The following is a 14,933-nucleotide window of genomic DNA, read 5'->3' as shown; positions in this document are numbered from 1 at the left end:
CGTACGCCATCCCCGCACCACGAACACCACGACCCCAGTACCGGAGGACTGCCGTGGCCAGTGAAGAGACGCTTCGCGAATACCTGAAGTGGGCCACGGCCGAACTCCACGACGCCCGCCGGCGCATCGAGGAGCTCGAGACCGCCGAGCCCGTCGCCATCGTCGGCATGGCCTGCCGCTACCCCGGCGACATCACCTCTCCCCAAGACCTGTGGGACCTCGTCAGCCGGGGCGAGGACGCCATCGGCCCCCTCCCCGACGACCGGGGCTGGGACCTCGACCGCCTCTACCACCCCGACCCCGACCACCCCGGCACCACCTACACCCGGCACGGCGGGTTCCTCTCCGACGTCGCCGGCTTCGACGCGGACTTCTTCGGCATCTCCCCGCGCGAAGCCACCGCCATGGACCCCCAGCAACGGCTGCTCCTCGAAACCTCCTGGGAAGCCTTCGAACACGCCGGAATCGTCCCGGCCACCCTCCGCGGCAGCCGCACCGGCGTCTTCATCGGCACCAACAACCTGGAGTACGGCTGGACCTCCGGCAGCGTCCCCGACGAATACGCCGGACACCTCACCACCGGCACCGCCGCCGCCGTCGTCTCCGGCCGGCTCTCCTACCTGTACGGCCTCGAAGGCCCCGCCGTCACCCTGGACACCGCCTGCTCCTCCTCCCTCGTCGCCCTCCACCTCGCCGTCCAGGCCCTGCGCGGCGACGAGTGCACGCTCGCCCTCGTCGGCGGCGTCACCGTCCTCTCCTCGCCCGGTCAGCTCCTCGGCTTCAGCGCCCAGCACGGACTCGCCGCCGACGGCCGCTGCAAGGCGTTCGCCGACAGCGCCGACGGCATGGGGCTCGCGGACGGCGTGGGGCTGCTCCTCGTCGAGAAGCTCTCCGACGCCGAACGCAACGGGCACCGGGTGCTCGCCGTCGTCCGCGGCTCCGCCGTCAACCAGGACGGCGCCAGCAACGGACTCACCGCTCCCAACGGACCCTCCCAGCAACGGGTGATCCGCATGGCCCTCGCCGACGCGGGGCTGTCGGCCGCCGACGTCGACGCCGTCGAGGCACACGGCACCGGGACGACGCTCGGCGACCCGATCGAGGCCCAGGCCCTCATGGCGACCTACGGACAGAGCCGGCCCGCCGACCGGCCGCTGTGGCTCGGCTCCGTCAAGTCGAACATCGGGCACACCGGGGCGGCCGCGGGGGTCGCCGGGCTGATCAAGGCGGTCCAGGCGATCCGGGCGAAGGTGCTGCCGCAGACGCTGCACGCGGGGGAGCGGTCGACGCGGATCGACTGGTCCGCGGGTGAGGTGGAGTTGCTCACCGAGGCGCGGGAGTGGCCGGACAGTGGGCGTCCTCGGCGTGCGGGTGTGTCGTCGTTCGGGATCAGTGGGACGAACGCACATGTGATCGTGGAGGAGGCTCCGGAGGCGGCTGAGGCTGCTGAGGTGCCTGCTGCTGGTGGGGTGTTGCCGTTCGTGGTGTCGGGGCGGTCGGAGAAGGGGCTGAGGGCTCAGGCTGAGCGGCTTGCCGCGTATGTGCGGGGCGGGGCTGAGCTGAGTGGGGTCGCTTCGGCCTTGGTGGCGGCTCGGTCCGCGTTGGAGTTCCGGGGTGTGGTCGTAGCTGGCGATCGCGATGAACTCGTGGCGGGGTTGGAGGAGTTGGCGGCCAGGGAGTCGGTGCCGGGCGGTGCGCGGTCCTCGACTCGGCCGGTGTTCGTCTTCCCCGGGCAGGGGTCGCAGTGGGTGGGGATGGCGGCCGGTCTGCTGGACGAGTCTGCGGTGTTCGCGGAGCGGATCGCTGCGTGTGAGGCGGCGCTAGCGCCGTATGTGGACTGGGAGTTGGGGGAGGTCTTGCGGTCCTCGGAGGAGGACTGGATGGGCCGGGTGGATGTGGTGCAGCCGGTCTTGTGGGCGGTGATGGTGTCGCTGGCCGGGCTGTGGGAGTCGTTCGGTGTCGTCCCGGCTGCTGTGGTGGGGCACTCTCAGGGTGAGATCGCCGCCGCGTGTGTGGCGGGTGCGCTCTCCCTCGATGATGCGGCGAAGGTTGTGGCGCTGCGCAGCCTGGCGATCGTGGAGCTGGCAGGCACGGGCGGCATGGCGTCTCTCGGTGTTTCGGCCGAGCGTGCTGCTGAGCTGATCGCCGCTTACGAGGGGCGTGTGTCGGTGGCCGCCGTCAATGGGCCCGGTTCGGTGACGGTCGCGGGTGAGCCGGATGCCCTTGACGCGCTCCTGGCCGACTGCGACGCCGCTGACGTCTGGGCGCGTCGGGTCCCGGTGGACTACGCCTCGCACTCGGCCCAGGTGGAGTCCATCCGGGACCGCATCCTCACCGACCTGGCCGGTATCGAGCCGATGACGCCCAGGGTCCCCTTCTACTCGGCGGTCATGGTCGGTCGGGTGGAGACGGGTGCGCTGGATGCGGAGTACTGGTACACGAACCTGCGTCAGACGGTCCGTTTCGAGGAGACGGTGCGCCTGTTGCTGGCGGACGGCTTCGACGCGTTCGTCGAGACCAGCGCCCACCCCGTCCTGACGACACCGGTCGAGGGCACGGTCGAGGACGCCGCGGTCGTCCTGGGCACCCTGCGCCGCGACGAGGGCGACCTGCGCCGCTTCACCACCGCCCTCGGAGAGGCGTACGCCAACGGCCTCGCCGTCGACTGGACCCCCCTCGTCGGCACCGCCCGTACCACCGGACCCGACCTCCCCACCTACCCCTTCCAGCACCAGCGTTACTGGCTGCGCGACACTGCCTCCGCCGGACTCGACGACGTCGCAGGGCTCGGGCTCACCGGTGAGGGGCACCCCCTCCTGGGCGCCTCGGTGTCCCTCGCCGACGGGCAGGGCTTCCTGCTCACCGGGCGGCTGTCGCTGTCCTCGCACCCCTGGCTGCGGGACCACGCGGTCGACGGCACGGTCCTGCTGCCGGGCACCGCCTTCGTGGAGCTGGCGATCCGGGCCGGGGACGCGGCGGGCTGCGGGGTCCTTGAGGAACTCACCCTCCAGGCCCCGCTGGTCCTGCCCGAACACGGCGGAGTACAGGTCCAGGTGCTGGTCGCGGCCCCGAACCCGGACGGCAGCCGCAGTGTCTCCGTCCACTCCCGCCCCGACGACGACACCGACGCGGACTGGGCCCGAAACGCCGAGGGCCTGCTGGTCCACGAATCCGCCACCTCGGACGGCCCCGAGCTGCCGACCTGGCCCCCGACCGGCGCCCAGCCGATCGAACTGGACACCTTCTACGCCGACCTGGCCGAGACGGGCTACGCCTACGGACCCTCCTTCCGAGGACTCCGCGCCGCCTGGCGCGCCACGGACGGCGTGTACGCCGAAGTCGCCCTGCCCGCGGAACAGCGCGACACCGCCCACCGCTTCGGACTGCACCCCGCCCTCCTGGACGCGGCCCTCCAGGCGGCGGCGCTGACGGACCTCGACGCCGAGGGCGGCGCGATCCGCCTGCCGTTCGTCTGGAACGGCGTACGCCTGCGGGCCTCCGGCGCGGCCTCGCTGCGCGTCCGGCTCGCCGTCCGGGGCGGCGAGACCGTGACGGTCGACGCCTACGACAGCACGGGGCGACCGGTCCTCACCGCGCAGGGCCTCACCCTCCGCCCGTTCACGGCCGGCCGGCTCGACGACGACACCGCCGACAGCCTCTTCCGCCTGGACTGGGTTCCGGCCCCCGCCGCCGCTCCGGACGGCCAGCCCGTCACCCTGCTCGACTGCGCGTCCCTGCCCTTCCCCGACGGGGAGGGGCCCGTGCGGGCGACGGCCGCCGTGCTGGAGCGGATCCAGGCTTGGCTCGCGGACGGGAACGACGCGCGGCTCGTGGTGGTGACGCACGGCGCGGTGGCCGCCGCGCCGGGCGACGCCGTGCCGAACCTCGCCCACGCCCCCGTGTGGGGTCTGGTCAGGACGGCCCAGAGCGAGCACCCCGGCAGGTTCGCCCTCGTGGACACCGACGACACCGCGCAGTCGGCGGCACTGCTGGACGCCACGATCAGCAGCGGCGCACCGCAGACGGCGCTGCGCGAGGGCCGGGTTCTCGTACCCCGGCTGGTGCGGGGCGGTGGGGCCTTCGACGTGCTGCCGTCCTCCGCTTCCTGGCGTCTGGGGGCGTCGGGGGAGGGGACCATCGAGGGGCTGGCACTGACGGAGTCTCCGGTGGCGCCGCTGGAGCGGGGTCAGGTGCGGGTCGAGGTACGGGCGGCCGGCCTCAACTTCCGCGATGTGCTGATCGCGCTGGGCATGTACCCGGGTGCCACGGAGATGGGGTCCGAGGGGGCCGGGGTGGTGACCGAGGTCGGCCCGGGCGTCGAGGGCCTGGCCGTGGGCGACGCTGTCTTCGGGCTGTTCCCGGCCTTCGGCCCGCAGTCCGTCGCCGATCAGCGCATGGTCACCCGGATGCCGGAGGGGTGGTCGTTCGAGCAGGGCGCGTCGGTGCCGGTCGTGTTCCTGACGGCCTGGTACGGGCTCGTGGAGCTGGGTGGACTCCAGCCCGGTGAACGGGTGCTGGTGCATGCCGGTGCGGGTGGGGTCGGCATGGCGGCGATCCAGATCGCCCGTCACCTCGGCGCCGAGGTCTTCGCGACGGCGAGCGAGGGCAAGTGGGACACCCTGCGGGCGATGGGCCTGGACGACTCCCACATCGCCAGCTCCCGGACCCTCGACTTCGAGCAGAAGTTCGCCGAGGGCGTCGACGTGGTACTCAACTCCCTCGCGGGCGAGTTCACCGACGCCTCGCTGCGGCTGCTGGGCGACGGCGGCCGGTTCGTGGAGATGGGCAAGACGGACCTCCGGGACGCGACCGAGGTGGCCGCCCAGCACGGAGGCGTCTCCTACCAGGCGTTCGATCTGGTCGAGGCGGCGGGCGCGGACGGGATCGCCCGGATGCTCGGCGTGCTGATGCCGCTGTTCGCGGCCGGGGTGCTGGAGCCCATCGGGGTGCGGTCGTTCGATGTGCGGCGGGCGCCGGAGGCGTTCCGGTTCATGTCGGGGGCCAGGCACACGGGCAAGCTGGTACTGCGCATGCCCAGGCGGCTCGATCCCGACGGCACGGTCCTGATCACGGGCGGCACCGGCACGCTGGGCACGCTCGTGGCGCGGCACCTGGTCGAGGAGCACGGCGTACGCAATCTGGTCCTGCTGAGCCGTAGCGGCGGTGAGGTCCCGGAAGGGCTGGACGCCCGGGTCGTCGTCGAAGCCTGCGACGTGTCCGACCGGGAGGCCCTCGCCGCCGTCCTGGAACGGATACCCACCCCCCTGACGGGAGTCATCCACGCGGCGGGCGCGCTGGACGACGGTCTGATCGAGTCGCTCACCCCCGAGCGCCTCGAACGCGTCCTGCGCGCCAAGGTCGACGGCGCGGTCAACCTGCACGAACTCACCGCCGGCCACGACCTCGCCGCGTTCGTCCTCTTCTCCTCCCTCGCCGGCATCCTCGGCGGTCCCGCCCAGGCCAACTACGCCGCCGCCAACACCTTCCTGGACGCCCTCGCCGCGCACCGGCGGGAAGCCGGGCTCGCGGGTACCTCGTTGGCCTGGGGCCTGTGGGGAGAGGCCAGTGGGATGACCGGGCACCTCGACCGCGAGGACCTGGACCGGATGGCGCGCGGGGGGCTCGTACCGTTCTCCTCGGAGTTCGGGCTGCGTCTCTTCGACGCCGGCCGGTCCCTGCCGCAGGCGCTCGTGGTGGCCGCGCGGTTGGACACGGCCGCCTTGCGCACGCTGGCCGGAACCGGTGCGCTGCCCAGTGTGTTCCACGGGCTGGTCCGTGCGCCCGTGCGGCGCGTCGTGGCGGCCGAGGGGGAGCGGGGCGGGTCGGACTGGCAGCACGAAGTCGCGGGGCTGGCGCCCGCCGAGCGTTCGCGCGTGCTGCTGGAACTGGTCCAGGAGCACGTCGCCGCCGTCCTCGGACACGGCGACCCGACGGCCGTGGCCGCCGACCGGGGCTTCAAGGACCTCGGCTTCGACTCGCTCACCGCTGTCGAACTGCGCAACCGGCTCTCCGCCCGTACCGGGCTGCGCCTGCCCGCCACCCTGGTCTTCGACCATCCGACCTCCGCGGCGCTGGCCCGCCACCTCGACGCCGAACTCCCCGGCGGCGCGCGACCGGCACCGGCCGCTCCGGAAGCGCTGACGGCCCGCGCCGACGCCGACGAGCCGATCGCGATCATCGGCATGGCCTGCCGCTACCCCGGAGACGTGCGTTCGGCCGACGACCTGTGGCGATTGGTCTCCGAAGGCGTGGACGCCATCACCGAGTTCCCGGCCAACCGGGGCTGGGACCTGAGCCGCCTCTTCCACCCCGACGCCGACAACGCGGGTACCAGCTACGCCCGTTCCGGCGGCTTCCTGCACGACGCGGACCTCTTCGACGCCGACCTCTTCGGCATCAACCCCCGCGAAGCGCTCGCCATGGACCCCCAGCAGCGGCTCCTGCTGGAGACCTCCTGGGAGGCCCTGGAACACGCGGGCGTCGCACCGGACTCCCTCACCGGCACCCTGACCGGCGTCTACACCGGCCTGGTCGCCCAGGAGTACGCCGGCCGGCTCGACCGGGCCCCCGAGGAGCTGGAGGGCTACCTCGGCACCGGGAACACACCGAGCGTGGGCTCCGGCCGGGTCGCCTACACCTTCGGCTTCGAGGGTCCCGCCGTCACCGTCGACACCGCCTGCTCCTCCTCGCTCGTCGCCCTGCACCTCGCGGTGCGGGCCCTGCGGGGCGGCGAGTGCACGATGGCGCTCGCCTCAGGCGTGACCGTCATGTCGGAACCCGGCCTCTTCGTCGAGTTCAGCCGCCAGCGCGGACTTGCCGCCGACGGCCGCTGCAAGGCGTTCTCGGCGGACGGCGACGGGTTCGGACCGGCCGAGGGCGTCGGTGTCCTGGTCGTGGAGCGGCTGTCGGACGCGGTGCGCAACGGGCACCGGGTGCTGGCGCTGGTGCGGGGCAGCGCGGTCAACCAGGACGGTGCCAGCAACGGGCTGACGGCGCCGAACGGTCCGTCCCAGCAGCGGGTGATCCGGCAGGCGCTGGCCGACGCGGGGCTCACGGCGGGGGAGGTGGACGCGGTCGAGGCGCACGGCACCGGGACCGCGCTCGGCGACCCCATCGAGGCCCAGGCCCTCCTCGCCACCTATGGCCGCGACCGGCCCGAGGACCGGCCCGTCTACCTGGGCTCCGTCAAGTCCAACATCGGGCACACCCAGGCCGCGGCGGGCGTGGCCGGCGTCATCAAGATGGTGCGGGCCCTGCGCGAGGGCGTCCTGCCGCCCACCCTCCACGCGGCGGAGCCCTCCCCGCACGTCGACTGGGACGCGGGAGCCCTGCGCCTGCTCAACGAGACCACCCCGTGGCCCGAGACCGGGCAGCCGCGCCGGGCCGCGGTCTCCTCGTTCGGGATCAGCGGCACCAATGCACACGTCCTGCTCGAACAGGCCCCCGAACCCCCCGCCCCCGCACCGGAACCCCGGCCGACCGCACTGCCCGTGGTCCTCTCCGGTCACACCACCGGCGCCCTGCACGCCCAGGCCCGCACCCTCGCCACCTTCCTGCGGACCACCCCGGCGCCCCGACTGTCCGACGTCGCCTACACCTTGGCCACCGCCCGCGCCACGCTGTCCGAACGGGCCGTACTCACCGCCACCGACCCGGCCGACCTCCTGCCCGCCCTGGACGCACTCGGCCGAGGAGAGACCGCCCCCGGCGTGGTGACAGGCTCCGCCGGAGTCGGAGGACGGCTCGCCTTCCTGATCAGTGGGCAGGGGAGTCAGCGGGTGGGGATGGGGCGTGAGTTGTATGCGGCGTTCCCGGTGTTCGTGGAGGCGTTCGACGCGGTGGTCGCGGAGCTGGACCGGGAGTTGGCCGGTCATGTGGGGCATGGGCTGCGTGATGTGGTGTGGGGGGAGGGGGAGCTGCTGGGGGAGACGGTGTTCACGCAGGCCGGGTTGTTCGCGGTCGAGGTGGCGCTGTTCCGGTTGGTGGAGTCCTTCGGGGTACGTCCCGACTTCCTTCTCGGTCATTCGATCGGGGAGTTGGCGGCGGCGCATGTGGCGGGTGTGTGGTCGCTCTCCGACGCGGCTGCTGTGGTGGCCGCGCGCGGGAGGCTGATGCAGGCGCTGCCGGTCGGCGGCGCGATGGTCGCGGTACAGGCGACGGAGGCCGAAGTCGCGGACGTACTCGGGAACGGTGCGGAGATCGCGGCCGTCAACGGTCCGTCGTCGGTGGTGATCTCCGGGGACGAGACCGCTGTCCTGGCGGCTGCCGATGCGTTGAAGGAGCTGGGGCGCAAGACGAAGCGGCTGGCGGTCAGCCATGCCTTCCATTCGGCGCGGATGGAGCCGATGCTCGCGGAGTTCCGTGCGGTGCTGGAGGGCGTGTCGTACGCGGAGCCGCAACTGCCGATCGTGTCGAACCTGACCGGTCGGGTGGCGTCGGCGGGGGAGTTGACGGACCCGGCCTACTGGGTGCGTCAGGTCCGCGAAGCCGTCCGCTTCGGTGACGGTGTGGCGGAGTTGCGTGCGGCTGGGGTCAGGACGTTCCTGGAGCTGGGCCCCGACAGCGTACTCACCGCCATGGCACGGCAGGACGGCCTGGTCGCGCAGCCCTTGCTGCGGGCCGGCCGGGACGAGTGGGCGACGTTCGTGGGTGCCCTCGCCGTGGTGCCCGTGGACTGGGCGGTCTTCTTCGCGGGCAGCGGGGCACGGGTCGTCGACCTGCCCGGGTACTCGTTCCAGCGGCGGCGGTACTGGCTCGAACCGTCCGCCTCCGAGCCCACCGCGGTGGGCGACGCGGACCCGGCGTTCTGGGCCGCCGTCGAGGCGGGCGACGCCGAGCGGGTGGCCGACTCCCTCGACCTCGCCGGCGAACGGCGGGACGCGCTCGCCGATGTGCTGCCCGCCTTCGCCTCCTGGCACCGGGGCCGGCGGGACCGCACACTGAGCTACGAGACCGTCTGGCAGCCGTGGACACCGAAGGACGGCCGCCCCCTCACCGGAACCTGGCTCGTGATCGACCGCGCCGACGCCGCGGACCCGGCCCGGCGCTGCGCCGACGCCCTCGCCCGGGCCGGAGCCCGCGTGGAGGCCCTGAGCCTGCCCACCGGCCTGTCCCGCGAGGAGGCGGCGGACCGCGTCCGCGCGGTCGGCCCGCTCGACGGGATCGTGTGGCTGCTGGCCGGCGAACCGGGACGGCACCCCGAACACCCGGCGCTGACCGCCTGGTTCGCCGACACCGTGAGCCTCGTCCAGGGACTGTCCGACGCGGGGTGCACCGCCCCCCTGTGGTGTGTGACCGAGCAGGCGGTGGCCGTCGGCGCCGAGCCCGCGCCCCCGGCGGACCGCGCCCAGGTGTGGGGGTTCGGCCGGTCCGCCGCGCTCGAACTGCCCACCGCCTGGGGCGGGCTGGTGGACCTCCCGGCGGACGCCGACGACCGGGTGTGGTCCCGGCTGGCGGGCCTCGTCGCGGGGGACGACACCGAGGACCAGGTCGCGCTGCGCACCACCGGGACCTGGACGCACCGGCTGCGCCGCACCGTCGCACCGGACCGGACGGCGGGCTGGACACCCACCGGTACCGTCCTGATCACCGGCGGCACCGGGGGCCTGGGCGCCCACGTCGCCCGCTGGGCCGCCGCCGAGGGTGCGGACCACCTGGTGCTCACCGCCCGCAGGGGCGCGCGGGCCCCCGGCGCCGACGCGCTCACCGCCGAACTCACCGCGCACGGCGCCCGCGTCACCGTCGCCGCCTGCGACGTCGCCGACCGCGACGCGCTGGCCCGGCTGATCGCGGACATCGAGGACGAGGGGGCGCCGATCCGGGCCGTCGTCCACACGGCGGGCGTCGCCCAGGCCGCGCCCTTCACCGACACGGACCTCGCGGCCTGCGCGTACATCACCGAGGGCAAGGTGCTCGGCGCCGAGCACCTCGACGCCCTCTTCGGCGACCGGCCGCTGGACGCCTTCGTCCTGTTCTCCTCCATCGCCGGCACCTGGGGCAGCGGAGCGCAGGGCGCCTACGCGGCGGGCAACGCGTACCTCGACGCCCTGGCCCGGCACCGCCGCTCCCGCGGCCTCGCCGCCACCGCCCTCGCCTGGGGCCCGTGGGCGGGTGCCGGGATGGCGGCCGGGGAGAGCGGCGAGCACCTGGCGCGGCGCGGACTGCGCGCCATGGCCGCGGACCGGGCGATCGCGCTGCTGGCGCGGGCCGTGGCCCGGCCCGAGGCGGTCACCGTCCTCGCCGACGTGGACTGGGAACCCTTCGTACGCCGCTTCACCGCGCTCCGGCCCAGCGCCCTCCTCGCCGACCTGCCCGAGGCCCGCGTCCAGCAGGCCCGAGCCGACCGCCCCGCCGCCGGACCCGGGCCGGAGGGCGAGCCGGAGCTGATCCGGCGGCTGGGCCGGGCCACCCCGGAGGAGGGCGAACGGCTCCTCCTCGACCTGGTCCGCCGCGAGGTCTCCGCCACGCTCGCCCTCCCGGCCGGCGAACTGCCCCCCGCCGGGCGGGCCTTCCGCGACCTCGGCTTCGACTCGCTGACCGCCGTCGAACTGCGCGACCGGCTCGCCCGCGCCAGTGGCCTGGACCTGCCCAGCACCCTGGTGTTCGACCACCCCACCCCGGGCGCCCTCGCCGCCTACCTGCTCGGCGAACTCGCCGGCGCCGACCGGCCCTCCGACGGCGACACCCCGGCCCCCGCCGCGCTCGACAGCGACCCGATCGCCGTGGTCGGCATGGCCTGCCGCTACCCCGGCGCCGTGCACGGCCCCGAGGACCTGTGGCGGCTGGTCGCCGACGGAGTGGACGCCGTGTCGGAGTTCCCCGACGACCGGGGCTGGGACCTCGACGCCCTGTACGACCCGGACCCCGACCGCCCCGGCACCACGTATGCGCGCGAAGGCGGGTTCCTCGACACCGCCGCCGAGTTCGACGCGACCCTGTTCGGCATCTCCCCGCGCGAGGCCCTCGCCATGGACCCGCAGCAACGGCTGCTCCTGGAGACGACCTGGGAGACGTTCGAGAACGCCGGTATCGCCCCCACCGCCGTCAAGGGCCGGCCCGTCGGCGTCTTCGTCGGCGGCGCCGCCTGCGGCTACGGCAGCGGCGGTGACCTCCCGGAGGGCGTGGAGGGCTACGCGCTCACCGGCAGCGTCAGCAGCGTCCTGTCCGGCCGGGTCGCCTACGCCTTCGGCCTGGAGGGCCCCGCGCTCACCGTCGACACCGCCTGCTCCTCCTCCCTGGTCGCCCTCCACCTCGCCGCCCGCGCCCTGCAGCGCGGCGAGTGCTCGCTGGCGCTGGCGGGCGGGGTCACCGTGATGGCCACCCCGACCGGCTTCGTCGAGTTCAGCCGGCAGCGGGGGCTCTCCCCGGACGGCCGCTGCAAGGCGTTCGCCGCCGCCGCCGACGGCACCGGCTGGTCCGAAGGCGTCGGGCTGCTCCTCGTGGAGCGGCTGTCGGACGCGGTGCGCAACGGGCACCGGGTGCTGGCGCTGGTGCGGGGCAGCGCGGTCAACCAGGACGGTGCCAGCAACGGGCTGACGGCGCCGAACGGGCCGTCGCAGCAGCGGGTGATCCGGCAGGCGCTGGCCGACGCGGGGCTCACGGCGGGGGAGGTGGACGCGGTCGAGGCGCACGGCACCGGGACCGCGCTCGGCGACCCCATCGAGGCCCAGGCCCTCCTCGCCACCTACGGCCGCGACCGGCCCGAGGACCGGCCCCTCTACCTGGGCTCCGTCAAGTCCAACATCGGGCACACCACCGCGGCGGCCGGAGTCGCGGGCGTCATCAAGATGGTGATGGCGATGCGCGAAGGCGTCCTGCCCGCGACCCTGCACGTCGACGACCCCACCCCGCACGTCGACTGGTCGTCCGGCACCGTCGAACTCCTCACCGAGCCCCGCCCCTGGCCCCGGCTCGACCGCCCCCGCCGCGCGGGCGTCTCCGCCTTCGGCATCAGCGGCACCAACGCCCACATCGTCCTCGAACAGCCGCCCGCCGCACCCCCGCTCCCCGCCCCCGCCGCGTCGGACGGCACCCTGCTGCCGTTCCTCCTGTCCGGCCACTCCGAGCGGGCCCTGCGCGCCCAGGCCCGCCGTCTCGCCGACCACCTCGCCACCCCGGACGCCCCCGAACTCACCGGTCTCGCCCACGCCCTCGCCGTCTCCCGGGCCGCCCTCACCCACCGGGCCGTCGTCACCGCCACCACCCCGGAGGGGTTGCGCGCGGCCCTTACGGGGTTGGCGGAAGGCGACTCTGGGGTCGACGCGGTCACGGGGGTGGCACAGTCTGAGGCCCGTCCGGTGTTCGTCTTTCCCGGTCAGGGTTCGCAGTGGGCCGAGATGGCCGGCGGGCTGCTCACGGCGTCACCCGCGTTCGCCGAACGGATCCAGGCGTGCGAGGAGGCGCTGGCGCCGTTCGTCGACTGGTCGTTGACCTCGGTCCTGCGCTCTGAGTCGGACGCGTGGCTGGAGCGGGTCGATGTGGTGCAACCGGTGTTGTGGGCAGTGATGGTGTCGCTGGCCGAGCTGTGGCGCGCGCACGGCGTGCGGCCCGCCGCGGTCGTGGGGCACTCGCAGGGCGAGATCGCCGCCGCGTGCGTGGCCGGCGCCCTCACCCTGGCGGACGGCGCCAAGGTCGTCGCCCTGCGCAGCCGCGCCGTGCTCGCCCTGGCGGGCCGGGGCGGCATGGCCTCCGTCGGAGTCTCCGCCGAACAGGCCGCCGGCCTGACCGCCCCGCACGGCGAGCGGATCTCCGTCGCCGCCGTCAACGGCCCGCACTCCGTGACCCTCTCCGGAGACCCCGACGCCCTGGACGCCCTGCTCGCCGACTGCGAACGGGACGGCATCTGGGCGCGCCGCGTCCCCGTCGACTACGCCTCCCACTCCCCGCAGGTCGAGGAGTTGCGCGAGCGGCTCCTCACGGACCTCGCCGACCTCACCCCCAAGGCGGCCGACATCCCCTTCTACTCCACCGTCACCGGCGGCCCGCTGGACGACACCACCGGGCTCGACGCCGCCTACTGGTACACCAACCTGCGCGGAACCGTCCTCCTCGACGACACCGTCCGCGCCCTGCTCGACGCCGGACACGACGCGTTCATCGAGACCAGCGCCCACCCCGTGCTCACCACCGGCATCCTGGAGACCGTCGAGTCGACCGGCGCCCGCGCGGCGGTGCTCTCCACGCTGCGGCGCGGCGAAGGCGGCCCCGACCGCTTCACGACCGCCCTCGCCCAGGCGTACGTCCACGGCGTCGACGTCGACTGGGACCGCACCCTCCCCGGCGGCGGGCCACGGCCGGCCGGGCTGCCCACCTACGCGTTCCAGCGGGAGCGCTACTGGCTGACCGGCGCCACCGGCGGCACGGCCGACGCCCGGGGGCTCGGCCTCGTGCCCTGCGCCCACCCCGTGCTCGGCGCGGCGGTCGCGCTCGCCGACAGCGACGGCGTCGTCCTCACCGGCCGGATCGGCCGCCGCACCCACCCCTGGCTCGCCGAGCACCTCGCCCCCGGCACCGCGCTCCTGCCCGGCGCCGCCTTCGTCGACCTCGCCCTGCACGCCGCCCGCTCGACCGGCCTGGACACCGTCGAGGAACTCACCCTGCACGCCCCCCTGCCGCTCCCCGAGCACGGCGGCGTCCGGGTCCAGGTGACGGTGGGGGCCGCCCACGCGGACGGCCGCCACCCCGTCGCCGTCCACTCCTGCCCGGACGACCCCGACACCGCCGGCCCCTGGACCCGCCACGCCGACGGGCTCCTCGCCCTCGCGGCGGACGGCGCCGACGCCGTGGACGAGATCGCCGACGACCTCGCCGCATGGCCCCCGCCCGCCGCCGAACCCCTGCCGGTCCCCGCCGGGGACGACACCGGCCACGACGTCCTGCGCGCCGTGTGGTCCTCCGGCACGGACCTGTACGCGGAGGTCGCGCTCTCCCCGGACCAGCGCCGCACCGCCTCCGGGCACGGCCTGCACCCCCTCCTGCTGACCGCCGCCCTGCGCGCGGCCGGCGCGCTGGACACCGAGGACACCGGGGCCGCCGGAGAGATTCTGATGCCGTTCGCGTGGGCCGGGATCACCCTGCACACGGCCGGCGTCACCGCCCTGCGGGTCCGGCTGGAGGCGGCCGGCGGCGCCCCCGGCACCCTGTCGCTGGCCGCCGTCACCGACACCGGCGCCCCCGCGCTCACCGTCCGCTCCCTCGCTCTGCGCGCCGTCTCCCCGGAGCAGTTCGCGGACACCCTCGCCCGGACCGCGGCGTCGTCGTCCCTCGCGCCCAAACTGCTGACGACGGCCCGCCCCGCCGACGAGACCGCCCCGGAGGCCGCCCCCGACACCGCGGCCGGGGACGCGCTGCGCCGCCGCCTCGCCGCACTCGGCGAGGCCGACCGGCAGCGCGCGCTGAGCGACCTGGTCGTCTCCCACGTCACGGCCGTCCTCGGCCACAGCGCCGACGACGTCACCGCCGACAAACCGCTGCGCGAACTCGGCCTCGACTCGATGGCCGCCGTCGAACTGCGCGGCCGCCTCGGCACCGCTCTCGGGCTGCGCCTGCCGGTGACGCTCGTGTTCAGCCACCCCACCCCGGCCGCGCTCGCCGCGCACCTGGCCACCGAACTCGCGCTGGACGACACACCGGCGGCCACCCCCGCCGAGGGCGCGTTCGGCCGCCTGGAGAACGCCCTGAACCGACTCCCGTCCGACCAGGACACCCAGGCCGCGGTCACCCGCCGCCTGGAGGCCCTGCTGTGGAAGTGGCGCGACCGGACGGAGGCCGACGCACCGGCCCCCGCCCTGAGCGGAGAGGCGCTCGCCGCCTCCTCCGCCGACGAGATCTTCGACCTGCTCGATCGGGAACTGGGCACCGCCTGACCCCCGACATGGACGTACTCCAACCGGCCTCGCTCCAGGCACCCGGCGAAAGAGGGCTCGCGTGTCGAC

The 14,933-nt window shown here is 74.7% G+C and carries 1 protein-coding gene; it reads left to right on the top strand.

The features are described from left to right. Nucleotides 1–53: 53 nt before the first annotated feature. Nucleotides 54–14,864: a type I polyketide synthase gene (locus IE316_RS30685; protein ID WP_190207792.1), complete on the top strand. Its 14,811-nt coding sequence runs from the start codon at nucleotides 54–56 to the stop codon at nucleotides 14,862–14,864. Nucleotides 14,865–14,933: the final 69 nt, after the last annotated feature.

Source organism: Streptomyces fumanus, assembly GCF_014655295.1.
Classification (GTDB): domain Bacteria; phylum Actinomycetota; class Actinomycetes; order Streptomycetales; family Streptomycetaceae; genus Streptomyces; species Streptomyces fumanus.
The sequence above is the reverse complement of the archived record's forward strand: the minus strand, read 5'-3'. Positions and strand labels throughout refer to the sequence as shown.